Source organism: Pseudomonas jessenii (assembly GCF_002236115.1).
Classification (GTDB): Bacteria; Pseudomonadota; Gammaproteobacteria; order Pseudomonadales; family Pseudomonadaceae; genus Aquipseudomonas; species Aquipseudomonas jessenii.
Genome location: NZ_NIWT01000005.1, coordinates 571560 through 597978 on the forward strand (window position 1 = coordinate 571560; position 26419 = coordinate 597978).

20 protein-coding genes are annotated in these 26419 nt (G+C 61.1%); 6 read left to right on the plus strand and 14 right to left on the minus strand.

All coding sequences use genetic code 11. The features are described from left to right. From PSJE_RS19455 to hflK (PSJE_RS19470), 4 genes are read right to left on the minus strand one after another with little or no spacing between them, the layout of a single operon-like run. Entirely contained in the window at window positions 1–1911 is a 1911-nt protein-coding gene (locus PSJE_RS19455) for a cation-translocating P-type ATPase (protein WP_090452239.1), read from the minus strand. Beyond that, a complete protein-coding gene (gene hflK / locus PSJE_RS19460) occupies window positions 1908–2966 on the minus strand; it encodes a protease modulator HflK (RefSeq protein WP_090452241.1) in 1059 nt (352 codons plus the stop codon). The genes PSJE_RS19455 and hflK (PSJE_RS19460) overlap by 4 nt, the downstream gene beginning before the upstream one ends. Next, window positions 2963–4000: a protease modulator HflC gene (gene hflC / locus PSJE_RS19465; protein WP_090452243.1), complete on the minus strand. Its 1038-nt coding sequence runs from the start codon at window positions 3998–4000 to the stop codon at window positions 2963–2965. Before hflC ends, hflK (PSJE_RS19460) begins: the two co-directional genes overlap by 4 nt. Then, window positions 3997–5955 carry a protease modulator HflK gene (hflK, locus tag PSJE_RS19470; RefSeq protein WP_090457718.1) on the minus strand — a complete coding sequence of 653 codons (1959 nt, stop codon included), beginning with the start codon at window positions 5953–5955 and terminating at the stop codon, window positions 3997–3999. The genes hflC and hflK (PSJE_RS19470) overlap by 4 nt, the downstream gene beginning before the upstream one ends. A gap of 214 nt (window positions 5956–6169) precedes the next feature. On the opposite strand from hflK (PSJE_RS19470), the gene lpdA reads away from it, so the two are divergent. Beyond that, window positions 6170–7570: a dihydrolipoyl dehydrogenase gene (gene lpdA, locus PSJE_RS19475; RefSeq protein WP_057712677.1), complete on the plus strand. Its 1401-nt coding sequence runs from the start codon at window positions 6170–6172 to the stop codon at window positions 7568–7570. Between the two features lie 112 nt (window positions 7571–7682). Here lpdA and PSJE_RS19480 read toward each other — a convergent pair whose 3' ends face one another. Continuing rightward, window positions 7683–8156, minus strand: coding sequence for an Lrp/AsnC family transcriptional regulator (locus PSJE_RS19480; RefSeq protein ID WP_057712676.1), 474 nt, complete (start codon window positions 8154–8156; stop codon window positions 7683–7685). A 145-nt stretch (window positions 8157–8301) separates the two neighbouring features. Between PSJE_RS19480 and PSJE_RS19485 the strand changes: the two genes are divergently transcribed. Beyond that, window positions 8302–8931, plus strand: a complete 630-nt coding sequence (locus PSJE_RS19485) for a LysE family translocator (protein ID WP_090452245.1) — start codon at window positions 8302–8304, stop codon at window positions 8929–8931. A 3-nt stretch (window positions 8932–8934) separates the two neighbouring features. On the opposite strand, the gene PSJE_RS19490 is transcribed toward PSJE_RS19485, so the two are convergent. From PSJE_RS19490 to PSJE_RS19510, 5 genes are all read right to left on the minus strand, one after another. Beyond that, window positions 8935–11052: a hypothetical protein gene (locus PSJE_RS19490; protein WP_090452247.1), complete on the minus strand. Its 2118-nt coding sequence runs from the start codon at window positions 11050–11052 to the stop codon at window positions 8935–8937. Then, on the minus strand, window positions 11039–12235 hold the full coding sequence (locus PSJE_RS19495) for a DUF3142 domain-containing protein (protein WP_090452249.1): 1197 nt from the start codon (window positions 12233–12235) through the stop codon (window positions 11039–11041). The genes PSJE_RS19490 and PSJE_RS19495 overlap by 14 nt, the downstream gene beginning before the upstream one ends. 274 nt (window positions 12236–12509) lie before the next feature. After that, complete coding sequence (locus PSJE_RS19500; protein ID WP_090452251.1) at window positions 12510–14540, minus strand: pyridoxamine 5'-phosphate oxidase family protein; 2031 nt, start codon at window positions 14538–14540, stop codon at window positions 12510–12512. Window positions 14541–14603: 63 nt separating this feature from the next. After that, a complete protein-coding gene (locus tag PSJE_RS19505) occupies window positions 14604–15230 on the minus strand; it encodes a glutathione S-transferase family protein (RefSeq protein WP_090452253.1) in 627 nt (208 codons plus the stop codon). Between the two features lie 119 nt (window positions 15231–15349). Beyond that, window positions 15350–16252 (minus strand): LysR family transcriptional regulator, encoded by a 903-nt coding sequence (locus PSJE_RS19510; RefSeq protein WP_057712670.1) that lies wholly within the window; start codon window positions 16250–16252, stop codon window positions 15350–15352. A gap of 582 nt (window positions 16253–16834) precedes the next feature. Here PSJE_RS19510 and PSJE_RS19515 point away from each other — a divergent pair. Genes PSJE_RS19515 through PSJE_RS19530 form a run of 4 tightly spaced genes read left to right on the plus strand, consistent with a single transcriptional unit; the run spans window position 16835 to window position 21617 of the window. After that, window positions 16835–17965 carry an AI-2E family transporter gene (locus PSJE_RS19515; protein ID WP_090452255.1) on the plus strand — a complete coding sequence of 377 codons (1131 nt, stop codon included), beginning with the start codon at window positions 16835–16837 and terminating at the stop codon, window positions 17963–17965. A gap of 14 nt (window positions 17966–17979) precedes the next feature. Next, window positions 17980–19491 (plus strand): efflux transporter outer membrane subunit, encoded by a 1512-nt coding sequence (locus PSJE_RS19520; protein WP_090452257.1) that lies wholly within the window; start codon window positions 17980–17982, stop codon window positions 19489–19491. Next, window positions 19484–20602: an HlyD family secretion protein gene (locus PSJE_RS19525; RefSeq protein WP_090452259.1), complete on the plus strand. Its 1119-nt coding sequence runs from the start codon at window positions 19484–19486 to the stop codon at window positions 20600–20602. Before PSJE_RS19520 ends, PSJE_RS19525 begins: the two co-directional genes overlap by 8 nt. Then, complete coding sequence (locus PSJE_RS19530; RefSeq protein ID WP_090452261.1) at window positions 20592–21617, plus strand: DUF2955 domain-containing protein; 1026 nt, start codon at window positions 20592–20594, stop codon at window positions 21615–21617. Before PSJE_RS19525 ends, PSJE_RS19530 begins: the two co-directional genes overlap by 11 nt. A 46-nt stretch (window positions 21618–21663) precedes the next feature. Here PSJE_RS19530 and glmS read toward each other — a convergent pair whose 3' ends face one another. The 4 genes from glmS to PSJE_RS19550 form a co-directional block, all read right to left on the minus strand. Continuing rightward, on the minus strand, window positions 21664–23496 hold the full coding sequence (glmS, locus tag PSJE_RS19535) for a glutamine--fructose-6-phosphate transaminase (isomerizing) (protein WP_057712665.1): 1833 nt from the start codon (window positions 23494–23496) through the stop codon (window positions 21664–21666). Between the two features lies 1 nt (window position 23497). Then, a complete protein-coding gene (locus PSJE_RS19540; protein WP_057712664.1) occupies window positions 23498–24274 on the minus strand; it encodes a DeoR family transcriptional regulator in 777 nt (258 codons plus the stop codon). A 220-nt stretch (window positions 24275–24494) separates the two neighbouring features. Then, window positions 24495–25862 (minus strand): bifunctional UDP-N-acetylglucosamine diphosphorylase/glucosamine-1-phosphate N-acetyltransferase GlmU, encoded by a 1368-nt coding sequence (glmU, locus tag PSJE_RS19545; RefSeq protein WP_090452263.1) that lies wholly within the window; start codon window positions 25860–25862, stop codon window positions 24495–24497. A 113-nt stretch (window positions 25863–25975) separates the two neighbouring features. Then, window positions 25976–26401 carry a F0F1 ATP synthase subunit epsilon gene (locus PSJE_RS19550; RefSeq protein WP_007969909.1) on the minus strand — a complete coding sequence of 142 codons (426 nt, stop codon included), beginning with the start codon at window positions 26399–26401 and terminating at the stop codon, window positions 25976–25978. Window positions 26402–26419: the final 18 nt, after the last annotated feature.

A 26419-nucleotide genomic window follows, 5' to 3' on the forward strand; every position in this document is an offset into this window, starting at 1 on the left:
TCAGGCTTCATCCTTGAGCTTGAGCAGTGGCTCCTGGAACCGCAGCAAACGACCGGCATTGCCCAACACCAGCAAGGTGCTGAGGTTGTGCAGCAACGCCGCAATCATCGCCCCGGCAGCGCCAAGCCAGCCGAACGCGGCGAAGGCCACGATCGCCAGGGTCCAGCCTAGCCCGATGATCACATTCACCTGTAACGTTTGGCGGCACTGACGACTCAGGCGCACGCAAGTACCGAGGCGGCGCAGGTCACTGCCGATCAGCACGATATCCGCCGATGCCAGGGCGATGTCCGCACCGCCCGCGCCCATGGCGACACCCACCACGCCAGCCTTGAGGGCCAGGGAATCGTTGATCCCATCGCCGACCACCATCGGCCGGAAACCGCTGTCGATTTCCTTGAGCACACGCTTCAGTTTGTCTTCGGGCAGGGCCTGCGCTTCGACATCACTGATCCCGACATCCCGGGCGAGCGTTTGTGCGACGCTGTGCCGGTCACCGGTGAGCAACAACTGGCGACCCAACCCGAGGTCGCGCAACTCACCCAAGGCAAATTGCGCCTCGGGTTTGACGCTGTCGGCCAACAACAGCCAGGCGAGAAATTCACCGTTGAGCGCCAACCCGGCAATCGGACCATCGTGATCGGGAACCTCCGTTGTACTGATGCCCAGTTGCGCGAACAGCTCCGGCCGGCCGAGCGCCGCTTCGCCCTGCCCGGTCATCGCCACCACGCCCAGGCCCTGGCGCTCATGGATGTCAGTAAGCAGCAGGAAATGCTCCTGGGTCACCAACCCCGCCAGCGCACGGCTGACCGGGTGACTGCTGGCCGAACCTAGGCTGGCAGCCAGTTTCAGGACATGGCTGCGATCCTCAAGCGGACTGTCAATGGATTGCAGGCGCAAGGTGCCGAAGGTCAGCGTCCCGGTCTTGTCGACCACCAGCGAAGTCAGGTCCGCCAACTCTTCAAGGAACGCAGAACTGCGAATCAGAATCCCGTGGCGTGCCGCTACCGCCACCCCGGCAATCGCCGTGGCCGGCGCCGACAACACCAGCGCACAAGGACAGGCCGCCACCAACAACGCGAGCATCGCTTGAGCGTTGTTGGTGATGAACCAGGTCACCGCCGCCAGCAGCAACACCAGCACCATATAGCTGCCCGCGTAACGCTCCAGCAGACGAGTGATCGGCGGTTTCGAGCGCTCGGCGTTTTGCATCAGGGCGATGACTTTTCCGAGGGTCGATTCCTGGCCGGTGCGGGTCACTTCGATCCGTAGCAGACCGTCGAGGTTGATCGCGCCGCCGAACACCGACATGCCGACGCCCGCCTCCATCGGTACCGATTCGCCGGTAATGGAGGCGGTGTCCAGGCTGGCCTGGCCGGACAACACCCGGCCATCCGCGGGCACCCTATCCCCGGCGCGGACCTCGACCAGGTCGCCCGCCTTGAGCGTGCCGTTGTCGACTTCGATGATGGAGCCGTCCGCCTGAACCTTGCGCGCGTGGCTGCGGGTCAGTTTGCCGAGGGCGTGAATCGCCTCCTGGGAACCGATCACGCTACGCTCTTCCAGCACGTGGCCAAAGATCATGATGATCGGCAACAGGGCCGCCGTCAGCAGATCCCCGGTGGCCCAGGCACCCAGCATGGCCAGGGCGATCAATTGATCGGTGATGCCGTGCAGGCTTGGATAACGCAGGCTGTACCAGGCTGAACGCATGACCGGAACGGCGACCAGCAACGAAGCAAAACCCAGCAGCAGTTGACTGACACCAGTCTGCTCCGGCGCCAGCCAACGCCAGATCAAGCCCAGCGCGAGCAGGCCCAACGCGAGCATGGCCAGGGTCAACTGGCGCGCGGCGCGGCGCTGTTCGGCCGATGACAACAGGCTCGGTACGGCGGCGGTTTGAGCGGTCATTGTGCAGCTCCCTGAATGATCAGGCGGGAATCGTCTTTAGGGTCGACCGTCGTGACGGAGCCGGCCTGGCCGAGGATCTTCGGCATCCGCTCGCGATAAATGCGCAGCAACATTTGCGGGTCAGTCCCCTGCTGCTGAGCCTTGGCCAGGCTCAATACTGTGGCGGTATCTGCCGAGGCTTTGGCCAGTCGTTCGCTCGCCTGGGCATGGGCCACTTGTAGCGTACGGTCGGCTTGCTCGTTGGCGGTCTGCGTCAACTTCTCGGCTTCGGTGCGCGCATTGGCGACGGCCTTATCGGCTTGCTGGCTGGCCGTCAGTACCGCGTTGAAAGCGTTCACCGCAGGGCTGGGCAGACTCGATTGCACATCGACCCGCGCCACTTCGATCCCCAAGCCCTGCCCCGTTGCGGTGAGTTCGGCCAGCCGTTGATTGATGCCCTGCACCAGATCGCCACGCAAGCGCTCGCGCCGTTCCGCCGCCTGGCTATCAGCGCCGATCAATTCCGGGCGAGCGACCAGGATAGTGTCCAGATCCCGTGCGGCCGTGAGCGCGACCGCACTGCGGGTCACCAGACGATCCAGTGCCGGCAACACGTGTTCGCCCTGAAGCACGAACGTATAGGGCTCGGTGACTTTGTAGAAAACCCGCACATCCAGTTGCACCACACCGGCATCACCCGTTAACAGATAGCCGGAGCCTGCGAGGGCATCGCTGATGGGCGTGGCAAAACTGGCCACGCGATCTGCCTGCATCGCGGCACCACTGCGCAACAAGCCTTCCACTCGGCGCTCGATCACCCGATCCGCCGCCGGCAACAAAATCACCTGCTCGAACGGTTGTGGCCAGGCCAATAACAGCCCGGCATTCTGAATGCGATCCAGCGCGCCGAAATGCAAAACCACTGCGCGATTCTGCGGATCAATCTGCCGCACATTGGAAAACGCCCACGCCAACGCCGCCAACACCGTCACCGCGTAGAGGGCGAGAAACGCCAAGCGCCCGGCCTGAATCCAGGGGCTGCTCAACTCATTTGTTCCACGTGGAACCAAACTCATGGCTGCGATCCGGACTTGTTGTCGAGGCTCGGCGGACCGTCAACCAAGACCCGGAACGGTGCGGCGTCGGTACGCAGAATCAGCTTGGTTCCTGGCGTCACCACCGTGCCCAAGGTGTCGAGCGAGCGCAGCAGGTTGTAGAGCTGCGGCGATTGCGCGTAGGCGCGGCCATAAATCTGCGCCGCTTCGACGCGCGATTGCGCTTCGATATCTGCTGCTTTCACTGTGGCATCGGCCTGCACAATTCGCGCATCACGCTCGGCGGCGGAACGAATTTGCGCGGCTTCACGCTTGCCGATGGCCGTGCGCTCAGTAGCGATGGTTTCGCGCTCGGCACGCATCCGGTCGACTGTCGCGGTGAGCGTCACCGAAGGCAGCGTCAATCGCTCGATACCGACCTGCAACACGCGCACACCATAAGTGGTGAGCAACTGCTGATCTATTTGCTTGCGCAGTTGTGTTTCGAAATCGGCGATGCGTACCTGGCTGGCATCTGTATTGACCAGGTTCGCCAGATCAAAACTGCTGGCGGTGGTTTCCAGCGCGGAGCCGACAAAGGTGCGAATCTGCCGCGCGGCTTCATCGGGCTGGTTCTGCACCGCCCGCATGAAACGTTGCACATTGTCCGGATCGCCCTGCACCTGCCACGCCACATAGGCCTGAACGATGATGCGTAGACCGTCCCGTGTGCCGACATCCTGCAAACCGCTGGACGTGGTACGCAACCGCAGATCCACAGGGATCGCTGCTTCGAACGGTGCCGGCCAGCGCCAGCCCAGTCCCGGCTCCAGCAAGACCAGTGAGGGGTTGCCGAAGCGCGTGATCACCGTGGCCTCACCCGAGCGCACCTGCACCAGGCTCGCGGCAGCGACCGCAAACGCCACCAGCAATGCCGCCCACCCCATCCGACGCCATGGGAATGGACCGGCCTCCTGCGGATCGCCGTGATGATGATGGCCGTGGTGATGGTGCCCGCCATGGCCGTGATCGTGGCCGGCGTGGTCATCGTGATCGTGAGTATGGGACTGGCTCAATTGGCAGCTCCTGGCTGAGCGGTTTTACGCGACGGCGCAGGGTCAACCGGCAGCGTGAACGTACGGAGGTCGATGGTCGGCGCATTGCTGCTGCCACCCAGACGATGATCGAGAACCAGCAACTTGGCATTGGCCAAACCCTGGGACAACTGACTGAAATACTGTTCCAGCACAAAGGCCTGACCGGCGCTGGCATAGGCTTTTTGTTCGGCGTTGAATTTCAGGTCCGCTGCCTGGGCGCCGGCATTGATTTCGCGGGCGCTGGCCGTCGCCTGATCGCGGGCGATGCTGGCCTGCAACTGCGCCTGATTGGTAGCTTCGGCAGCGGCGCCACGTTCACGGGCGATCAAGGCTTGCGCGCCAATCTGCGCCGCTTGCACGCCGTGATAGGCATTGGCTGCACCGGCCGGAGGGTGAATCGCCTCGACCACCGTGGCGAGAATTTCCACGCCGCTGTCGAGTTTTTGCAGGTCCGCCTGAACCGCGCGGCCGATCTCTTCAGCCAGCCCTACCCTGTCCTCGCCAAGCAATCCGTCGAGAGTGCGCGAGGCGAAGTCGTGAACCAGGATTCGGCTGGCGGTGCTGCGAATCATCATCGGTACATCGGCACTGTTATAGGTCGCAGCCAACGCCGCCTCATCGCTCAGACCAATGCGATAGACGAAGCGTACGTCCATGTTGACGATCTGAAAGCTCTGCTTGTCGGCTCGGCTGCTGGCGATCACCTGGGACTTGTCGTTCACATGGCTGGCGTCCCACAGACGATTGGCAACTGCCGGGGCCGGGCCTTCAGCGGGGTCCGCCTGAGCAGTGGCCGTGGTTTCGCCAACACTGGTGGCCAACTCGTGTACCACGCCATTCTCGACGCTCAACACCCGGCCCAATGGCCAAGGCAACCCCATATGCAAACCTGGGCCAAACACCTCCACTGGCTTACCGAATCGTTCATAGATGCCACGCTCTTGCAGGGCAATTTCGTGAATGCCCGTCAGCGACCAGCCAACAAGTGCAACCACCGCCAACACCGGCAGGAAGGCCCGACGCATGTAACTGAAGGCCCAGATCTGCCGCAGATCGATGCCGAAGCGGTTATGCAATTCGTGCTGCAACGCCAGCAATGGCTGTGGCGGCCAGCGCAACATGTCAGCGATAAAACTGCGCGCCAGTAGCTCTGGCTCAAGACGTTCACGGCGCGGGCTGAACAATGACAACACCGCGCGCAGCAACAGTTCTGCCGCCACCAGCCCCGGCAGCAGTCCAATCAACACCGCCAGGCGTACGGGCCATACCGAGGTTTCATCGGCAAACAACAGGCAAAAAGCACCGAGCGCCAAGCTGATGATCACCACACGGATCAATTGCGCCAACGTAGCGGCTTCAGGCCATTGCGCGGTGTTTTCCTGCGCCAGATGACGCTCCATCACCAACAGGCCGAACGCCAACAGCAAGAAGCACGCTGCCCCGACAGTAGCTGCCAGCCCCAGTGCTGCCGGGGGCAATGTGAGGTTCCAGGCCTGTTCGACGCCCAATACCGCCAACAATCCCCAGCCACCAAGCCACAGCGTTGGCGCGCCGATTTGCCCGAGCAGGTGCTGCGATTGCAGGCTGATCCGGTCCAGCAAACGCTCATACCACCCCGAAGGCGCGACAGATTCGTCGACAGCAATCACCTTCCCCACGGGGTTCATGGCGCGAGCACGCCACTGGGCCACCCACCAGGCCGATTGCAAACCCGCCATCAACACGACAAACGCCATGCTCAGGTTCAGCAGCAACGCCGGCCACAGTGTTTGCGAGGAAAACAGCCCGGCAAAAAACGCCAGCAGCACACCTAGCGTCGCGAGCACGCCCGCACCGATGGCGAACTGGCGCAAGCGCCGCCCTTGAATGAACGCCTGCTGAAAGCGCGGCAACCCGGCTAACGGCGTTTCATCAACATCGAGATCGACTTGCATACCACCCCAGAGTGTCTTCGCTTGCATGGCAATTCGTTACGATATAACGAAAATGGTGAAATTTTCGTACTCGAGCGCGCTATCTAAAGATGCCCAACCTGTCACTTGGCTGAAGCCTTGACCGAAATGCGACAGAACGCACATATTACGTTCGTAATTTTACTCAGGAACTACTTTTACCCATCCCTTCCCCATTCGATCCAGGAGTACATCCATGAGCACTTATGACGTCGTGATACTCGGCGGTGGCCCCGGCGGTTACAACGCGGCGATCCGCGCCGGACAACTGGGTCTGAAAGCTGCCTGCGTGGAAGGACGCGCCACACTTGGCGGCACCTGCCTGAACGTCGGTTGCATGCCATCCAAGGCGTTGCTGCATGCCTCCGAACTGTACGACGCGGCCAAGGGCGCGGAATTCGCCAATCTGGGGATCGAAGTCAAACCCGTGCTCAACCTCAACCAGATGATGAAGCAAAAGGATGAAAGCGTTACCGGGCTGACCAAGGGCATCGAGTTTCTTTTCCGTAAGAACAAGGTCGACTGGATCAGAGGATGGGGCCACATCGACGGGCCGGGCAAAGTCACGGTGACCGATAGCGCCGGCGGCAAGACCGAACTAAGTGCCAGGGACATCATCATCGCCACCGGTTCCGAGCCCACTCCCCTGCCCGGCGTGGATATCGATAACAAACGCATCCTCGACTCCACCGGTGCCCTGGCGCTGACCGAGGTGCCCAAGCATCTGGTGGTGATCGGCGCTGGCGTGATCGGCCTGGAGCTGGGTTCGGTCTGGCGACGCCTTGGGGCACAGGTAACGGTGGTCGAGTTTCTCGACCGGATCTGCCCAGGCGTGGACATCGAAGCCGGCAAAACCCTGCAGCGCTCCCTGAGCAAACAAGGCTTGAGTTTCAAGTTGAGTTCAAAAGTGACCAGCGCCACCACCTCCGCCACCGGCGTGCAGCTCAGCATCGAGCCTGCCGCAGGCGGTGCCGCCGAATTGCTTGAAGCCGATTACGTGCTGGTGGCCATCGGGCGCCGACCCTATACACAGGGCCTGGGCCTGGAGAACGTCGGCCTTGCCACGGACAAGCGCGGCATGCTCGCCAACAAGGGGCATCGCACCGAAGCCGTCGGGGTCTGGGTGATTGGTGACGTGACCTCCGGCCCCATGCTCGCCCACAAGGCCGAGGACGAAGCCATGGCCTGCGTCGAGCAGATGGTCGGCAAGGCTGGCGAGGTCAATTACAACCTGATCCCCAGTGTGGTCTACACCAAACCGGAGCTGGCCAGCGTCGGCAAAACCGAAGAGCAGCTCAAGGCTGAAGGTCGGGCGTACAAGGTCGGCAAGTTTCCCTTTACCGCCAACAGCCGGGCGAAGATCAACCACGAGACCGAAGGCTTCGCCAAAGTGCTGGCCGATGAACGCACGGACGAAGTCCTCGGCGTGCATCTGGTTGGCCCGAGCGTCAGTGAAATGATTGGCGAGTATTGCGTGGCCATGGAGTTCAGCGCCTCGGCCGAAGACATCGCCCTGACCTGCCATCCACACCCGACTCGCTCCGAGGCCTTGCGCCAGGCGGCGATGAATGTGGAGGGGATGGCGACGCAGATGTAAGACTTGAAGAGTTGCAGTGACTGATTTATCGCCATCGCGAGCAGGCTCGCTCCCACATGGTTTGCGCTGTACCTGTGGGAGCGAGCTTGCTCGCGATGGCAGGCAACTCGGTCTACAGCGGCAAATGCTCCAGCGGCAACACCCCCGGGGCCTTCACAGTATGAATCGCAAAGTTGCTGCGGATGTCGCTCACACCCGGCAACTTCAGCAAACGCCCGGTGAGAAACCGGTCATAGGCACGCAAGTCCGGCACCACTACCTGCAGCAGAAAATCCGACTCACCTGATACCAGAAACGCCGAAATCACCTCCGGCAATGCCGTCACCGCCAGTCGAAAGGCTTCGGCTTGCTCATCGTTATGACGCTCGACCTTGACCCCGACAAACACTGTCAGCCCCAACCCCACTTCGTCGCGATCCAGATTGGCCTGGTAGCCGCGAATCACCCCCGCCTCTTCAAGCATCCGCACCCGGCGCAAGCATGGCGATGCCGACAGGCCGATCTCGTCTGCCAGTTGCACATTGCTCAGGCGGCCATCCCGTTGCAGTGCGGCGAGAATCTTGCGGTCGTAGGCGTCGAGTTTCATGGTTTGGCAGATCCTGATGGTTCAATCTTGATTAAGTGGCAGATTATGCCAATACATGACCCGATAGAAGCTGACAACGCAAGCACCTGCCCCGCCCTTCAGCCCTAGACTGGCACGACCAAATCGACAACGAATGGGGTGCAACATGCAAGGTCTCTGGCTGTTTTTCATGGCACTGGCGGTGGTCTACCTGTTGCCGGGGCCCGACATGATCCTGCTGTTGCAGACCGGTGCCCGCCAAGGCAAAGGCGCTGCGCTGGCCACGGCCGTGGGCCTGGGCATTGCCCGGGGTTGCCATGTGGCATTGGCGGCGCTGGGGCTGGCGGCACTGTTCAAGGCAGCACCCTGGACCTTCGACGTGGTACGCCTGGCCGGTGCCGCGTACCTGCTGTGGATCGGCATTCAGTGCCTGCGAACCACGATGCTGCCGAGCCTCACCAGCGCCGACACAACCGGCGAAAAACCGCGCTGGGGCGCAGCCATCCGACGCGGACTGCTGACCAACCTGCTCAATCCCAAGGCACTGCTGTTCTGCTCGGTGCTGCTGCCGCAATTCATCGACCCACAGTCTGGGCCGGTGCTCGGGCAATTTGCGACCTTGGGCGTGGTGCTGGTTAGTGTCGGGTTGCTGTTCGACAGCGCATACGCCCTGGTCGGCGCCGCACTCGGCCGTTGGCTGCAAAGCAGCCCCTCAGCCCAGCGCCTGCAACAATGGTTGTTCGGCAGCCTGTTGATCGGTTTCGCCGTACGGCTGACCTTTGTGCAACAGGCTTGAACCTCACTGCGCCTTGCGGCGGCGACGTTTGAACATCAACAGCGCGGCTGCCACGAACGCCACTACGCTACCAACCTGTAACGGCATCTTGTACGGGCGCAAGGCCGAACGCGCAGCGTCGGTCACTTGGGTCACGTAGCGTTTGTCGGCGTTTTCGAAGTCGGGGTACGGGCACTGGTGGCCGAAATCGGCGGCCCATTCCACGTAAGGCCCTTCTTTGACATAACGCTGATATATCGCACTTTGCTCTTCGAGGCTGCTGTTCCACCCCGACGCCTCGCACAGCACCGCCGCAAACGCCTGACTGGTGTGAGGCAAGTTATCCGCCGCCTTGCTCGCCAGCGCGGTGGCCACGAAGCGATAGTGATAACGCTGATCAGGCTGGGCTGCGCTGGCCTGCTGGCGCTTCACTTCGTCCTCGGCCACCAAAGGACCGACCTTGAGTTCGGTGTTTTCGAGAATGTAGTTACCGCCGAACGTGGCGTAATCCGGCGCCATTTCGTAGCCCAGGATGTCCATCCCCCACTCGCGTGCCGTCCAGGCCGCATTGAACAGAGCGGCGGCGCGACGGGTCGGCCACCAGGCTGAATCAGCTGCCAGACGTTGCTCGCCATACAGCTTTGCCTTGTGCCGTAAGCCGTCATTGTCGAAGTACGCCGGCGCCTGCTCGTAATGCCCCTCGCGCAACAGCCGACGGCCCAGCAGATTGCGCAGGCTCGCCGCCACCGGCAATGGCACGTAGTTGTCGCGGTCCTGTTGGCTGAGCGGCGGCGGGGCCGGCACTTGAGTGTCTACGTAGTGCTTGAGTTCTTCGAGGGTCAACACGCGCTCGGCGACGGTGGCGGCGTCGAACCAGTAAATGCTCTGGCTGCGATACAGCTGATCGAAGGCTTGCAGGTAATCCCCGCGTTGCAGGGCCAGGATCGCACTTTCACCCTCGACCCGGCATTTGGGCTGGAGCGTTTCGTAATCGAAGTCCGGTGTGCGGCGCTCGCCCCAGGATTCATTCTGCGGGAAGGCCTGCGCCGCTTTGGCATAGGCTGCGGCGGCCGCGCTCTTATTGCCCTCGCGCACCGCCAGTTTCGCCCGCAACCACCAGGCCAACCCACCATCGCCAGCCTGTTCGAGGAAAGCCTTGGCGCTGGCGTAATCACCCTGTTGATAATTCATCGCCGCCAGGCGGTCGGCGTTTTCGAGATTGCCACGGGTACTGTTTTGCAGCAGCTTGATCATTTTCTGTTCGTTGGGCGGTTGATCACCGAACGACCACCCCAACCGACTGATCAGCGATGCTGTCACCAATTGCTGCACTGGCTGACCCTTGAGCAATTCGGCCACTTGATCATCCGGCAGCGTCATCAGGTCCGCCATCAACAGCTTCAACGAGGTGTAGCCCACCGCGGAGCCGTGCAGATTCTGCGTGGCGTACAACTCGATGGCGCGGTTCCAGTCGCCAGCGGTGCGCACCACCCGGGCTTCTTCACCGAGGCTGGCGACACCCAGTTCCAGTGGATCACTGAAGCCGTCGATGCTCAGTTGCCGGGTTTGCTCGAAGGCGTCTCGGGATTGTTCGAGCAGATCCGGAGCCGCATTGGCTTCGGCGCTCATGACGAACAACGCTCGACCCAACGAGTAAGCCGCCCAGGTACTACGCGAGGCCCGTTGCTCTGCGGGCAGGGCCAGCACTTTCTTGAAATACCCGGCGGCCAAGGCAGGATCACCCGCGGCAAATGCCACAGCGCCGGCCAGGTACAACCTGAGCTCAGGCGGCAGTTGCGCGCCCTCGCTTTCGACCTGGCGGGCATCGGTCAGGCTGCGCAAGTGTTTCACCAACACCTGTTGCTCGGCGGAAAGTCCCGCCTGCTCGGCTTGATCGCGCAGCGCTACAGCGTCAGGTACATCCGTGTAGTCAACGCCAGCGGTGACGTTCTTCAACCCGTTGATGGCGTGGCCGAGGCGGCTGATTTCGAAGCTGAAGTTGCCTTCCGGCAGTTCCGCCAGCGACTGACCACGGTTATCCAGCAGGCGCATGGGGAAGTCCGGGCCGCAGGCCAGTGCCGAACCCAGCGGCAGGCTGAGGCTCAGGCAAAGCAAATGACGCGGCCAGTTACGGGTGAACATTCGAACCTCCTTGATCAATGTGTGCGCAGCGAGCCCAACCAACGGCACGCTGTCCGCCGGCCGGTATTCGGCCATCACGCAGGCGGGTGAAGGTAAGCAGATCCGGACGCTGTTGCAACGCGTAACCGGCCAAGGCATCGGCCCCCTCACAACCACTGACCACCAGTGTCAGGCGTTCGGGCCAGGCGCTGTCGAGATTGCCCTGGTTGCTGATGCCGATGTCATAGAGGCCATTGTCGGCCGAGAGTTTCAGTTTCAATTGACTGTCGAGGACATCACCACGCGCCACGGCGAGCAAAGTGGTCAAGCTCCAGGCCCGACGGTCGTTGGCCAATGGCAGGCGAAACCAGATCAGGCCCGCCAGATGTTTCGGTGGATCGGCACGCAACTCGGTGCCGAGGGTGCGCAATGACTGAGGGTCGGCAAGCAATTCCCGACGCAGCCCTTCACGCTCCACCGTCACTTCGCTTTCCACAACGGGCGCGCCACCCGCCGAGGGCAGCAACGCCACGCCATAGGCCGGCAGCGCCAGATAGAACGGTTTCGTCGTGATACGGCTCCAGGCCTTCGCCCATTGCCGGGCCTGATCAGCATCGAACAAGCCACGACGCGGATCGCTCACCGCGTGCACCTGCAACACACTGCTGTCGACTGTGGATAACAGCGCCGGCAGTTCGCGACTGTCGAGCCAGGATGGCAACGCGGTGATGCTCAGTACCAGCGAAGTCGGCAATGCTCCGCGCAACTGCGCGAGAAATTGGCGGTACTCCGGTAGCCGAGCGTTACCGGCATCGTGGTCGATTTCCACGCCGGCGAGGTTCAGCCCCTGTCCCTGCCAGTCGCCGATCACCTGGCGGATTTGCGCTGTGATCTCATCCTGATCCAGCGCCTTGAGCTGCCCATCCAGGCGAATCACCGCAATCACCGGCCGGCCATCGCGCTTGAGCAGTGCCGGGTCAATCCGGGCTCGACTCCAGCCCGCGTTGGGAAAGGCCTGCAAGGCCAGCACCCGCAACGTCGAAAAGTCGGCGCGGCTATCCCTGAGGGCAGCGTCGTGGGCCGGCGTCCACTGCCGCTGCCAGACGTAAAGCTGTTGATCCAGCGGCGGTGCATCCTGTCTTTCGCAACCGGTGGTGAGCGCCAGCGCCATCAGCAAGACCATCGAGCGAGTGAAAAAAACCATTGAAACGCCTGTTCCTGAAATGCAGAAAGGACCTCTGCGGTGAATGCCAGTCAGTTAAGCGTTTAAACACCGCAAACCTTGTGGGAGCGAGCTTGCTCGCGATGACGATTGGACAGTCACACAAGGGGTGACTGACGGTCCGCTATCGCGAGCAAGTTCGCTCCCACAATGTCCGGGGCTTAACTGACAGGCATTAACCTGTGCGGCCCTTGTTCGTTCTGCCCCTACCCTACTCAGCCATCGACCGGCGGGCAATGTTCGCCTGAAATGATATTCAGATATCGAGTACCAGCGGCTGCGCCCCCTGCGCCGGAATCGCACAGCAAATCAGCACCTGTCCGTCATCCGGCACCTCCGCTGGCGGCAGTGGGTAATGCACCTGACCGCTGATCAAGCGCGTTTTGCAGGTGCCGCAGGAGCCGCCGCGACAACTGAATTCCGGGCGCAGGCCACGGCTTTCCGCCAACTCCAGCAAGCTGCCGCCGTCTGGCTGCCAGCGCGCCTCCTTGGCCGAACGCTGGAACACCACGGGCACGGACGTGGTGGCGGCTGGCGGTTGTTCGATGACCACCGCATCGGGGTCCGGTCGCCGGCGCAAGGTGGACGGGCCGAAGGTTTCGGCGTGAATCCGCGAATCGCGAATGTCCAACTCGCGCAAGCCGTCGTACAACGCCTGGGTAAAACTCCCGGGACCGCAGACCACAAAATCCGGCTGATCGTAGTCCTCGACTGTCAGCAGATCCTTGAGCAGCGCGACGTCGATCCGTCCACTGAGGTCGAAGTCCTCTCCTTGTATCGCCTCGGCTTCCGGTTGACTGAGCAAACGCACTACCCGCACCGCGTCACCGGCATCCTCGAGCAAGCGATCCAGTTCGCGGCGAAATGGCTGGTCGGCCAGCGTGCGCGAACTCTGGATGAACCATGTGGGCCGGATACGCCGGGTGCGTAACCCTTGGTAAACCACTTCCCGCAGCATCGATAACAGCGGCGTGATGCCAACCCCGGCCGCCAACAACACCAATGGTCGACGCTCATGGGGCGCCACGGTGAAATGCCCTTGCGGCGCCCGCGCCTCCAGCAGGTCGCCGACACGAATCTGCTCATGCAAATGCGTAGACACCCGTCCGTCACGCTTCACGCTGATGCGGAAAAAATCATCGGACGGTGCGCTCGATAAACTGTACGTGCGGATATGCACATCGCCATCAATGTTGAAGCGCAAAGGCAAATGCTGCCCGGCCTGGAACAGTGGCAACCCCGCTCCATCGGCGGGCTCCAGGTAAAGCGAGCGAATGCTGTGGCTTTGCGCTTCAATCCGCGTCACCCGCAACGGCCGCCACTGATCGCCCAGGGCCTTGGCCTGCAAACGCGCCTTGGCCTGCTCCCAGGTACCGGTGAGCAAACTGGTGGGTGAAACGCCGTCGAAGCGCCAGCGCAACGACAGGGCAGCCGGACGACGTACCACTTGCTCGACATCGATCGTCCACAGGCGCTCGGCCCCCTGGAACGCCTCGACCTGAGGACCGTCCAGGATGATTTCGGTGCGCCCACTGAGCTGCAGCAAATCACCGGTATTGAAATCGATGAACAACAACCCGGCCCGGGGATTGAGCAGCAGGTTGCCCAAGGTGTTGAAATGCAGGTTGCCGGCGAAATCCGGAATGGTCAGGCGATTGCCTTCCACCTGTACGAAACCGGCCTGACCGCCGCGGTGAGAAACATCCACCGAGCGTTCACCGTCGACGTCCACATAACTGGCAACGAAAAAGGTGTCCGCCTCGGCGATCATGGCTTTGCTCGCGTCATCCAGTTCGCCGAAATGCTGGGCGGCACGGGTCGCAGGATCGGTCAGCGGCACCGAGCGAAACTGGCGCAACTGAATGTACTGCGGGCAATTGCCGAAGGACTGGTCCACCGTCACCGCGAAACCATCCATGGTCATGGCACTGACATGCCCATTGATGCGGTTACGGCGGCGGGTGTGCAACTCGATGCCCAGCAGTCCGATGGCCGAGCCTTCGCTCAACTGCGCGGGATCATCAAAGGCCGGCAGACTGCGAAATTGCAGCAAGCCAGGTTCTGGCGAATGTGCGAAACCGGGCTGGCCTTCAAGGACACTGGCCCAGGGATGACCGTCGGCATCCACCGCTGCGTACAGCATGAACGGCAATTGTTGATAGAAGGTGCGGTGCTGGTCCGGCATCTCGCTACGAATCACCTTACGACCGAACGCCTCCATTCGTTCGGCAACGCCCACATGCGCCTGCAATTGTTTCTCGCCAGCATGCCAGGGTGAACGGTCCATACGGCTGCTCCCTTGCGCCTGTGGCGCAGAACGGGGCGGCCCGGCAACACCGGGCCACCAGCATCAGGCGGTTTTTTGCAGGCCGGCGACGGTGCGCGGCATGCCGACAAAACCCGGCAAGGCTTCGATGCGGGCCAGCCAGGCACGAATGTTGGTGTACTCGTCCAGCGACACATTGCCCTCAGGCGCATGGGCGATGTAGCTGTAGGCGGCGACGTCGGCAATCGTCGGATCAGTGCCGGCCAGATACGGCGTATCGGCCAATTCGTGATCGATTACCTTGAGCACGGTATGGGCATAGGCAATCACTTCTGCAGCGTTGTAAGGCGCGCCGAACACAGTAATCAATCTTGCCCGGGCAGGGCCGAAGGCAATCGGACCGGCCGCCACCGACAACCAGCGTTGGACCTTGGCGGCCCCTACCGGATCAGCCGGCAGCCAGCGACCGTTGCCGTACTTTTGCGCCAGGTAAACCAGAATCGCGTTGGAATCGGCCAACACCACGCCCTGATCATCAATCACCGGCACCTGACCGAAAGCATTGAGCGCGAGGAACGCCGGTTGCTTGTGTTCGCCTTTGGCGAGGTCAACGAAGATCAATTCGGTCGGCAGTTTCAGCAGGGACAGCATCAATTCGACACGATGAGCGTGCCCGGAACGTGGGAAGTTGTAGAGTTTGATCGCTTGCATGGTCGACACCTCGGGTGAGTGCTGCTGTTCAGGGGAGAGATGGGTCGTATCTTCTACCCTCGACCAAAACAACAGAATCACCAGCAAACGCAATCCATTATTTCACCGGATGAAATAACTCAACGCCTGAGCGCCGGATGCTCGCGCAGCGTGTTCACCGCGAAATCAACAAAACTGCGCACCCGGGCCGGTGCTTTACGTCCGCCCTGATAGACCACATGGATGGGCAACGGCGGCAGTTCGAAGTCCGCCAGAATGATTTCCAGCTCTCCGGCAGCCACCTTGTTCGCGACTTGATAAGACAGCACCCGCGTGAAGCCTAACCCCAAACTGGCCGCCGTGATGGCTGCCTGATTCGCCGTCACCACCAGTCGCGGTTCAGCCCGCACGCTCAAGGTTTCGCCGTCTTCGATGAATGGCCAACTCCTGAGTTGGCCGATAGCAGAAGTCGCAATAATCGGCGCCTGGGCCAGTTCCCGGGGATGTCTGGGCCGACCATGGCTGGCCAGAAACTGTGGCGATGCGCAGATCACCCGCCGCACCTCGCCCACGCGGATCGCATGCTGGTTGCTGTCGGGGAGCTCGCCGATGCGGATGGCCACATCAACGCCCTCCTCGACCACGCTCACCACCCGATCCACCAGCAGCGCGTTGATGCAGACCTCGGGGAATTGCGTCAGATAATTCACCATCAACGGCGTGACAAACAGCTCGCCAAACAAGACCGGTGCGGTGATGGTCAGTTGCCCACGGGGATGGATATGGCTGCCCGCTGCCGAGTCCTCGGCTTCCTGCACCTCGGCGAGAATTCTCCGACAATCCTCCAGATATCGTTGACCGGCCTCGCTCAAATAAACGCTGCGCGTCGTACGCGTGAGCAGTTGTGTGCCTATTCGCTTCTCCAGCGCCGCGACCGCTCGGGTGACGCTGGCCGCCGACAGACCCAAACCCCGCGCCGCCGCCGAAAAACCCTGCTCCTTGGCGACAGCAGCGAAGACCTGCATTTCCTGGAAGCGGTCCATGGGACTGCCCTCATTTCAGATAGATAAACCGCAACCGAAGGCCGGAATGTTAAGCGCAAATGTTCAACAACATAGTTGGGCGCCAGACCATCAGGTAAATCAATGGGCTACTGCACTGTAGCGCCTGCACCGTAAAAACCAAGCGTGTCACAAACCTCAAAAAGCGGACCGGGGGATTATTGATAATTAATGACGATTATTTTCTTGCGAGGGGTGCGACTGTTGGCAATTATTCTGATCAGCCCGCTGCAACGGCAAATGCCCGGTAGAGAAAAAGAACCATTGGTTCAGCTTCCAAACCGCTTCAGTCAAGGGCTCGCAGCGGACTCCATCAACTGCAGCAGGATTCCAGCCTGTATAAACAGGCGGAATATACGACTGCTCCTATACTACAAACCACCTGTTACCTATTGGGTTTTTGGTAGGTACCTCATTGAAGTTTTCTCTACTTAAAGTAAGGCGTTATCGGTTTTTAACGCTTTGACGGCTGCCCGTCGATCCTGCTTTATGGATTCACTTAGTAGGGAAGAGTTGAACTTCAACGGCCTGGCTAACCTGTGTGACACAGCAAGGAGTTCGACAATGTTGCGCACTAATATTTCCGCTAGAGCACTGTCCGGTGGTTTGCTCGATGTACTGATTCGCGCCGGGTTGATTACGGTGCTGGTACTGTTCTGCTTCCAGATCTTCCACCCCTTCCTCAACCTGATGCTCTGGGCAATGATTCTGGCCATCACCCTGTATCCACTGCATGCGCTCATCAAGCGCAAGCTGGTCAACAAGGACGGTCGTGCCGCCACCCTGATCGTGGTAGTCGCCCTGGCTTTGCTGATGGTACCGATCTACCTGCTGGGCACCTCGATCAGTGAATCGGTCCAGGGCACCCTGGCGGTCCTCAAGTCCGATACGTTGCAGATTCCGCTCCCCAGCGAAAAAATCGCTTCCCTGCCGCTCATAGGCGAGCCGCTCTATGGCTACTGGATGCAGGCCGCCACCGACATGAGCAGCGTGCTCATGAAGCTGATGCCTTACATCAAGTCCGTCGGCCTGACCTTGTTGGGCAAAATGGCCGATGTTGGCGTGGGCTTTCTGTTGTTCATCGGCGCCCTGATCATTGCCGGCGTGTTCATGGCCTATGGCGAAAACGGCGAAAGAAGCGCCCTGGCCATCACCTCGCGCCTTTCCGGACCAGAGCGTGGGCCACGCATTACCGTGCTCTGCACTGCAACCATCCGCGCGGTCGCCCAGGGCGTAGTGGGCATCGCGTTCATTCAGATGTTGCTGGTCGGTGTGGGCTTCGTGCTCATGGGTGTCCCCGGTGCCGGGCTACTGGCCATGGTGGCGCTGTTGATGGGGATCATGCAATTGCCGGTACTGCTGGTAACCCTTCCGGTGATCGCTTTTGTCTTCGCCACCGAAGGGACCAGCCTGGCCACCGTCATATTTGGCATCTACAGCCTGATTGCCGGGATGGCCGACAACGTCCTCAAACCGTTGATGCTGGGTCGTGGCGTCGATGTCCCGATGCCGGTGATTCTGATTGGCGCCCTGGGCGGCATGGTAAGCGGCGGCTTCATCGGTTTGTTCATCGGGCCGGTGGCGCTGGCGGTGGGCTACCAATTGTTCTGGCAATGGGTCCAGGACCAACCGTCTGCCGAGCTAATGAACGAGACACCCGAGATCGAGGCGTTGAACGATCAGCGTCCTGTCTGAGGAGTTTGCGCTTGATGCCACGCCCTGCTCGCATCAGCCGGCTTCTGCTCTGTGGCACCGTCGTCCTGGGGGGCTGTGTACAACTGGGCCCGGATTTCCAGTCGCCGGCCCAGCCCTGGGTCGACCACTGGAACAGCCCGGCCCTGGAGGTCGCCGGCCAACAACACGCGCAACCTGACAGCCGCCAATGGTGGCGCGTGTTCAACGACCCGGTGCTGGACCATTTGATGGCCGAAGCCGATGCCCACAACGCCGACCTGCACCTCGCTGGCCTGCGGGTCATGGAGTCCCGGGCGCAATTGGGTATCGCCCTGAGTGGACGCTACCCGCAATTGCAGCAGGCCAGCGCCGACAGTCTGTACCTGAACCGTCGACAATCGGGCGGCGCCAACCCTCAGGACACGCATTTCTGGCAATACAGCGCCGGTTTCGATATCGGCTGGGAGCTGGATTTCTGGGGGCGTTTCAGCCGTGCCATCGAGTCGGCGGACGCATCCTGGTTTGCCGCCCAGGCCAACTATGAAAATGCCTTGGTGCTGTTGCACGCGCAACTGGCGCAAAACTACTACGCCTTGCGAACCGCCGAGGCGCGCCTGACCATCGCCCGCAGTAACGCCAAATTGCAAAAACGCAGCTACGAGATCACCGAGCGCCTGTTCAACAGCGGGGCCGAAGCCGAACTTGATCTGCAACAAGCCAAGACCCAGTACCTGGGCACCCTCAGTACCATCCCGGATTTCGAGAGCCAGGTGGCGAGCTTGCGCAATGCGTTGTCCACCCTGATCGGCCAGCCACCCGGCTCGATCCCTGACCTCAATCGCAACACCGGCTTAGTGCCGCTGCTCGATACTGCGATCTTGCAGGATGTGCCGGCCAACCTGCTGGTGCGGCGCCCCGATGTTCGTGCTGCCGAGCTGCAAGTGGCGGCGCAGTCGGCGTTGATCGGTGTGGCCGAGACTGACCTGTACCCCTCCATCAGCCTGCTGGGCAGCATCGTCTGGTCTGCCAGCTCGCTCAGCGGTGCATCCAACACCCTGGACATGGTGGCCGGCCCCAGTTTGCGCTGGGACATCTTCGACCACGGCCGGATCACCAACAACGTCCGCGTGCAGGATGCGCGCTTGCAGCAACTGATCGTTATCTACCAGGACAGCGTGCGCCAGGCGGCACGCGAGGCGGACGACGCCGCGACCGGCTTGATCAAAGCACTGGAGCGCGACCGGATCCTCAGCGATGCATCGGTGGCCGCCGAACGTTCGGTGACCCTGGCCAATGCCCAATACCGCGAAGGCTATTCCGATTTCCAGCGCGTGCTGGATGCCCAGCGGGCCCTGTTTGCCCAACAGGATATCTACCTGGTCAACCGTGGCACCGCGGTCAACAGCCTGATCGCCCTATACAAGGCTCTGGGCGGAGGCTGGTACAGCGACCAGCCGATGATCGACCCGGCCACCCGCAAACAAATGCAAGAACGGACCGATTGGGGCGATCTGCTCGACGAACCGAAGGAAAGTGCCAATGACTGACAGCCAACAACCGGCCGCCGAGAAAGCCCCGACACCTGCCGCCGACCCTGCGAAAAAAGCGATCAACTGGGTGCTGCTGCTGATCATCCTGAGTCTGGTCTGGTACCTGATGGCCGACCGTTACACCCCCTACACGCAACAGGCACGGGTGCAGGCCTTCATTGTACCGGTGGCCGCCGAGGTATCCGGCAGGGTGACCAAGGTGCACGTACGCAACAACCAGGACGTAAAGGCTGGCGAATTGCTGTTTGAAGTCAACCCGGAGCAGTACCAGATTGCCGTCGATCGCGCTCGCGCCGACCTTGAGTCGACCCGTCGCCAGGTGGGCGCCAACACCGCCGGCGTCGACTCCAAGCAAGCGTCCCTGCGCGCGTCCCAGGCCAATGAGCTCAAGGCACGCCAGGACATCCAGCGGCTTGAACGCCTGTACCGCGAAGACCCGGGCACCATCTCGCTGCGACGCCTGGAGATATCCCGCGCCACCCTGGAAGAATCCATCAGCCAGGTCGCCGCGGCCAAGGCCGAAGTGCAACGTGCGCGCGAACAACAGGGCGGTAACGAAGACGAAAACGCCCAGTTGCTCAGTGCCGCCAGCAACCTTGAAAAAGCCGAGCTGGACTTGAGCAATACGAAGGTCCACGCGCGCTCGGCCGGCCTGATCACCGATCTGCGCACCGATGTCGGCCAGTTTGCTTCCGCCGGTGCGCCGGTGATGACCCTGATCGCCATCCACGATGTCTGGATCAGCGCCGACATGACCGAAAACAACCTGGGAAGTGTCCAGCCAGGGACGCCGGTGTCCATCGTCCTCGACGCCCTGCCGGGGAGAATTTTCAAAGGCCATGTGCGCAGCGTCGGCTATGGCGTCGAAGTTGGTCAGAGCACTCAGCCGGGTAGCCTGCCGAAAGTGGAGAACAGCCGCGACTGGCTACGCCCTGCCCAGCGCTTTCCGGTGATCATCGAGTTCGAGCCCGGTGAGTTGACCAGCCCGCAAGGCATCCGGTCCGGCGGGCAGGCCGAAGTCATGGCATTTCCGAGTGAAAGTAACCCGCTGAATATCCTGGGTCGCCTGTTCCTGCGCCTGATGAGCTGGATGTCCTATGCGTATTGAGCGCCCGCCCCGGGTTCAGCGCGCCCTGCGCCTGAGCTTCGGCACGGCGCTGTGCCTGGCGGCGAGCTTTGGTCTGGCCCTGCCCATCCCGTTCCTCTCTCCGATGCTGGCGCTGATGATGCTGGCAGCGATGAACCGACCATTGCCGTTCAAGGCCAGCCTGGGCCTGATCCTGATCCTTATGCTGACCACCGGGACCGGCCTGCTGCTCATTCCCCTGCTGCGTTACTACCCGTTCAGCGGTGTACTGCTGGTAGGGCTATGCCTGTTCCTGGCCTTCGGTTATGGCCTGCGCGGCGGCAACCCGCTGGTGGCGACGTTTCTGGTGGTGGGCCTGACCTTGATCAGTTCGGCCGGAACCGCTGAATTCGCCCTGGCGCTTGAGGTGATCGTGGCCCTGGTCAAGGGGCTGTTCCTGGCCGTCACCACGCTGACCATCAGCCATTGGCTGTTTCCCGACCCCGCCAGTGCCCCCGCGGCCAAACCCGGCCCGAGCCTTACTCCAACCGAAAGCAGTTGGCTGGCGCTACGTGCCACGCTGGTGGTACTGCCGACTTTCCTGCTGGCCATGATCGACCCGGCCAGCTACCTGCCGATCATCATGAAAGCCGTCAGCCTCGGCCAACAAAGCTGCGCGACCAGCGCCCGCACCGCCGGCCAGGAGTTGCTCGGCTCGACCCTGCTCGGTGGCCTGATGGCAATTCTTTTCTGGTGCGCACTCAGCCTGTTCGTCAACCTGTGGATGTTCTTTCTGTGGATGTTGCTGTTCGGTTTGCTGGTGGCCAGAAAGCTCTATGGCCTGGCCCTGACCCGACAGCCACCGAGTTTCTGGCTCAACAGCCTGGCGACCCTGATCATTCTGCTCGGTCAATCGGTACAGGACAGTGCGGCGGGCAAGGACGTCTACACCGCCTTCGCCATCCGCATGGGCCTGTTCATACTGGTGACCTTGTACGCCTGTGTCATGGTCCATCTGCTGGACATGCGGCGGGAGCGTCGAATTACGACCGCCTAGAAACAGAAAAACCCCCTGAGAAGGGGGTTTTTCACCTGTGGATAACTTATTCCACAGTGACCGACTTCGCCAGGTTGCGCGGCTGGTCAACGTCGGTGCCCTTGAGTACGGCAACGTAGTACGACAGCAGTTGCAGCGGGATGGTGTAGAGAATCGGCGACAGGATGTCGTGGATGTGCGGCATGTGCACAACGTGAGTGCCTTCACCGTTGGTCATGCCGGCCTTCTCGTCAGCGAAGACGATCAACTGGCCACCGCGGGCGCGGACTTCCTGAAGGTTGGACTTCAGCTTCTCCAGCAGTTCGTTGTTCGGCGCCACGGTCACTACTGGCATGTCGTTATCCACAAGCGCCAACGGGCCATGTTTCAGCTCGCCGGCCGGATAGGCTTCAGCGTGGATGTAGGAGATTTCCTTGAGCTTGAGTGCCCCTTCCATCGCCACCGGGAACTGCGCGCCACGGCCGAGGAACAGCGTGTGGTGTTTCTCGGCGAACAGCTCGGAGATTTTTTCCACGGTGCTGTCCATGGCCAGCGCCTCGCCCAGACGGGTCGGCAAACGACGCAACTCTTCGACCAACGTCGCTTCGACACCTTTGGCCAAGGTGCCACGAACCTGGCCCAGGGAAAGTGTCAGCAACAGCAGGCCAACCAATTGCGTGGTGAAGGCTTTGGTCGAAGCCACACCGATTTCGCGACCGGCCTGGGTCAACAGGGTCAGATCGGATTCGCGCACCAGCGAGCTGATGCCGACGTTGCAGATCGCCAGGCTGGCCAGGAAGCCCAGTTCCTTGGCGTTGCGCAGCGCGGCCAGGGTGTCGGCGGTTTCGCCGGACTGAGAAATGGTCACGAACAAGGTGTCCGGCTGCACCACCACCTTGCGGTAGCGGAATTCGCTGGCGACTTCGACCTGGCAAGGAATGCCGGCCAACTCTTCGAGCCAGTAACGCGCGACCATACCGGCGTGGTAACTGGTGCCACACGCGACGATCTGTACGTTACGCACTTTGGCGAACAGTTCGGCAGCCTGTGGGCCGAATGCCTGTACCAGGACCTGGTTCTGGCTCAGGCGACCTTCCAGGGTGCGCTGCACCACGGACGGTTGCTCGTGGATTTCCTTGAGCATGAAGTGGCGGAACTCGCCCTTTTCAGCGGCTTCGGCGCCATCGCGATACTGCACGGCTTCACGCTCGACGACCTTGCCGTCAACGTCCCAGATCTGCACGCTGTCGCGGCGGATTTCAGCGATATCGCCTTCTTCCAGATACATGAAACGGTCAGTAACCTGACGCAGGGCCAACTGGTCGGATGCCAGGAAGTTTTCCCCAAGGCCCAGGCCGATCACCAGCGGGCTGCCGCTGCGGGCTGCGACCAGGCGATCCGGTTGCTGCGCGCTGATCACTGCCAGGCCGTAAGCACCGTGCAACTCTTTGACGGTCGCCTTGAGGGCCACGGTCAGATCGCGCAGATCCTTGAGTTTGTGGTTCAGCAGGTGGGAGATGACTTCAGTGTCGGTGTCCGAGGTGAACACATAGCCCAAGGCTTTGAGTTGTTCACGCAGGGCTTCGTGGTTTTCGATGATGCCGTTGTGCACCACCGCCAGGTCGCCGGAGAAATGCGGGTGGGCATTACGCTCGCACGGCGCACCGTGGGTGGCCCAGCGCGTGTGGGCAATGCCCAGGCGACCGACCAGCGGCTCGGTGGTCAACGCCTGCTCCAGCTCACTGACCTTGCCCGGACGACGCACGCGCTCGAGTTTTTCATCGTTGGTGTAGACCGCCACGCCAGCGCTGTCATACCCACGGTATTCGAGGCGTTTCAGGCCTTCGACGAGGATGGCGGTGATGTTACGTTCTGCGACTGCGCCGACAATTCCACACATGCTATTTCTCCTGACTGACAGCCGCGCAAATCAAAGTGATGCCGCGGGCCTGAATCTGATCGCGAGCCTCAAGGGGCAGGCGTTCATCGGTAATAATGGTATGGACACTGCTCCATGGCAGCTCCAGGTTTGGAATCTTGCGGCCGATCTTGTCGGCCTCCACCATCACGACTACTTCGCGGGCGACTTCAGCCATGACCCGGCTCAGCCCGAGCAGCTCGTTGAAGGTGGTTGTACCGCGAACCAGATCGATGCCATCAGCGCCGATAAACAGCTGGTCGAAGTCGTAGGAGCGCAGTACCTGCTCGGCAACCTGCCCCTGAAAGGACTCGGAATGCGGGTCCCAGGTGCCACCGGTCATCAACAGCACCGGTTCGTGCTCAAGTTCGCTCAGGGCATTGGCGACATGCAGCGAGTTGGTCATCACCACCAGACCGGGTTGCTGTCCGAGTTCCGGGATCATGGAAGCGGTGGTACTGCCACTGTCGATAATGATGCGCGCATGCTCGCGAATTCGCGCGACGGCGGCGCGGGCGATGGCTTGTTTGTATTTGGAAACCGGCTGACCAATGTCGGCCACCAGTTCCTGAGGCAGGGTGATCGCCCCGCCGTAACGACGCAACAACAGGCCATTGCTTTCAAGTGCCGCCAGATCCTTGCGAATCGTAACTTCCGACGTTTCGAAGCGCTTGGCCAACTCATCCACACTGACTTCGCCCTGCTGATTGAGCAAGGCGAGGATGTTGTGACGACGCTGAGGTGTGTTGCGCTTTGACATGAGCTGGTAAGTTTCGTTTCGAAAGATAGCGGAAGCAATCAAAACCTATCAGCGAAATTTCGTCAAGCACCATGCGATAAAAAGAGCTGTGGATAACCCTGTGTAGGAGCGAGCTCGCTCGCGATGGACTTAAGGGCGCTGCTTTTATTCAGACTGACCTCGTCATCATTGACGTCCATCGCGAGCGAGCTCGCTCCTACACAAGGGAGTTGTGGATAACTCAGCCCTTCTTGATCTTCTCCGGCCGCTTCCAGCCGTCGATGTTCTTCTGACGAGCACGCCCGATGGCCAACTGGGATTTATCCACAGTCGAAGTAATGGTCGAGCCAGCCGCGGTGGTTGCACCGGACAGGATATCCACAGGCGCTACCAACGAGTTGTTGGAACCAATGAACACATCTTCGCCCAACACGGTTTTCCACTTGTTGGCGCCGTCGTAGTTGCAAGTGATGGTGCCGGCACCAATGTTGGTGCGCGCCCCGACTTCGGCATCGCCCAGGTAAGTCAGATGACCGGCCTTGGCACCTTCGCCCAGGTGAGCATTTTTCAACTCGACGAAGTTACCCACATGCGCCCGGGCTTCCAGCACGGTACCTGGACGCAGACGCGCAAACGGACCGGCATCGCTGCCCTCACCCAGAATGGCACCTTCGATATGACTGTTGGCCTTGATGACCACGCCTTTGCGCAGGGTGCTGTCCTTGATCACGCAGTTCGGGCCGATCACCACGTCATCTTCAATGACCACCTTGCCTTCAAGGATCACGTTGATGTCGATCAGCACGTCACGCCCGACCGTCACTTCGCCACGAACATCGAAACGAGCCGGGTCGCGCAGCGTCACACCTTGAGCCATCAAACGACGACCCGCGCGCAATTGATAATGCCGTTCAAGTTCGGAAAGCTGCTTGCGGTCATTGGCGCCCTGCACTTCCATGGCGTCGTGCGGTTGCTCGGTGGCCACCACCAGACCATCGCTCACTGCCATGGCAATGATGTCGGTCAGGTAGTACTCGCCCTGGGCGTTGTTGTTGGAGAGACGGCTCATCCAGTCGCCGAGCCGGGCAAAAGGCAGCGCCAGAATGCCGGTATTGCCTTCGGTGATCTGGCGTTGGGCTTCATCGGCATCTTTCTGCTCGACAATGGCGGCAACCTTGCCAGCGCCATCACGAACGATGCGGCCGTAACCGGTCGGATCGTCCAGTTCGACGGTCAGCAGTCCCAATTGCTCTGGACCCACCTGCTTGAGCAGGCGCTGCAGTGTTTCGACCTCAATCAACGGCACATCACCGTAGAGCACCAGCACGGTGTCGGACTGAATGAACGGCACGGCTTGAGCAACGGCGTGGCCGGTACCCAACTGTTTATCCTGCAGGACGAAGTTCAGGTCATCCGCCGCCAGGCGTTCGCGCACCGCATCGGCACCATGACCGATCACGACGTGAATGCGCTGTGGATCAAGTTGCCGGGCGCTGTGAATAACATGGCCGAGCATGGAGTTGCCGGCAATCGGGTGCAAAACTTTCGGCAAAGCAGAACGCATACGCGTGCCTTGGCCAGCAGCGAGAATAACGATTTCAAGAGACATGACTGGCTACCAATCCTGGGTGGTCAGCGGCTGCGACCGGGTTGTAAAAATCGGAAAAGAAAAAAGGGTAGCCGAGGCTACCCTTTTTAATCAATCACACAACAAGTGCAGCCTTAGTGGCCGAACTTCTTGCGGATCTGCTGGACGGTGCGCAGCTGAGCTGCAGCCTCGGCCAGACGTGCGGCAGCAGAACCGTAATCGAATTCTGCGCCACGTTCATGCAAGGCCTTCTCGGCTGCCTTAACGGCTTCCTGAGCGGAGGCTTCATCCAGGTCGGCAGCACGTTGCACGGTGTCGGCAAGAACCTTGACCATGTTCGGCTGAACCTCGAGGAAACCACCGGAGATGTAATACACCTCCTCTTCCCCGCCCTGCTTGACCAGGCGGATCGGACCTGGCTTCAGATTAGTGATCAGCGGCGCGTGACCCAGAGCGATACCAAGATCACCCAGTGCACCGTGCGCAATCACCATCTCGACCAGACCGGAAAAGATTTCTCCTTCCGCGCTGACGATATCGCAATGGACTGTCATAGCCATCTGATTGCCTCAACCTAA

What these genes read in the sequence shown, in the direction of transcription:
- PSJE_RS19520 (WP_090452257.1), top strand. Translation starts at nt 17,980, where the DNA reads ATGCCACGCCCTGCTCGCATCAGCCGGCTTCTGCTCTGTGGCACCGTC.
- hflK (WP_090452241.1), bottom strand. Translation starts at nt 2,966, where the DNA reads ATGAGTTTGGTTCCACGTGGAACAAATGAGTTGAGCAGCCCCTGGATT.
- PSJE_RS19515 (WP_090452255.1), top strand. Translation starts at nt 16,835, where the DNA reads ATGTTGCGCACTAATATTTCCGCTAGAGCACTGTCCGGTGGTTTGCTC.
- PSJE_RS19530 (WP_090452261.1), top strand. Translation starts at nt 20,592, where the DNA reads ATGCGTATTGAGCGCCCGCCCCGGGTTCAGCGCGCCCTGCGCCTGAGC.
- PSJE_RS19540 (WP_057712664.1), bottom strand. Translation starts at nt 24,274, where the DNA reads ATGTCAAAGCGCAACACACCTCAGCGTCGTCACAACATCCTCGCCTTG.
- PSJE_RS19490 (WP_090452247.1), bottom strand. Translation starts at nt 11,052, where the DNA reads ATGTTCACCCGTAACTGGCCGCGTCATTTGCTTTGCCTGAGCCTCAGC.
- PSJE_RS19495 (WP_090452249.1), bottom strand. Translation starts at nt 12,235, where the DNA reads ATGGTTTTTTTCACTCGCTCGATGGTCTTGCTGATGGCGCTGGCGCTC.
- hflK (WP_090457718.1), bottom strand. Translation starts at nt 5,955, where the DNA reads ATGCAAGTCGATCTCGATGTTGATGAAACGCCGTTAGCCGGGTTGCCG.
- PSJE_RS19505 (WP_090452253.1), bottom strand. Translation starts at nt 15,230, where the DNA reads ATGCAAGCGATCAAACTCTACAACTTCCCACGTTCCGGGCACGCTCAT.
- PSJE_RS19485 (WP_090452245.1), top strand. Translation starts at nt 8,302, where the DNA reads ATGCAAGGTCTCTGGCTGTTTTTCATGGCACTGGCGGTGGTCTACCTG.
- glmS (WP_057712665.1), bottom strand. Translation starts at nt 23,496, where the DNA reads ATGTGTGGAATTGTCGGCGCAGTCGCAGAACGTAACATCACCGCCATC.
- lpdA (WP_057712677.1), top strand. Translation starts at nt 6,170, where the DNA reads ATGAGCACTTATGACGTCGTGATACTCGGCGGTGGCCCCGGCGGTTAC.
- PSJE_RS19550 (WP_007969909.1), bottom strand. Translation starts at nt 26,401, where the DNA reads ATGGCTATGACAGTCCATTGCGATATCGTCAGCGCGGAAGGAGAAATC.
- glmU (WP_090452263.1), bottom strand. Translation starts at nt 25,862, where the DNA reads ATGTCTCTTGAAATCGTTATTCTCGCTGCTGGCCAAGGCACGCGTATG.
- PSJE_RS19500 (WP_090452251.1), bottom strand. Translation starts at nt 14,540, where the DNA reads ATGGACCGTTCACCCTGGCATGCTGGCGAGAAACAATTGCAGGCGCAT.
- PSJE_RS19525 (WP_090452259.1), top strand. Translation starts at nt 19,484, where the DNA reads ATGACTGACAGCCAACAACCGGCCGCCGAGAAAGCCCCGACACCTGCC.
- PSJE_RS19480 (WP_057712676.1), bottom strand. Translation starts at nt 8,156, where the DNA reads ATGAAACTCGACGCCTACGACCGCAAGATTCTCGCCGCACTGCAACGG.
- PSJE_RS19510 (WP_057712670.1), bottom strand. Translation starts at nt 16,252, where the DNA reads ATGGACCGCTTCCAGGAAATGCAGGTCTTCGCTGCTGTCGCCAAGGAG.
- PSJE_RS19455 (WP_090452239.1), bottom strand. Translation starts at nt 1,911, where the DNA reads ATGACCGCTCAAACCGCCGCCGTACCGAGCCTGTTGTCATCGGCCGAA.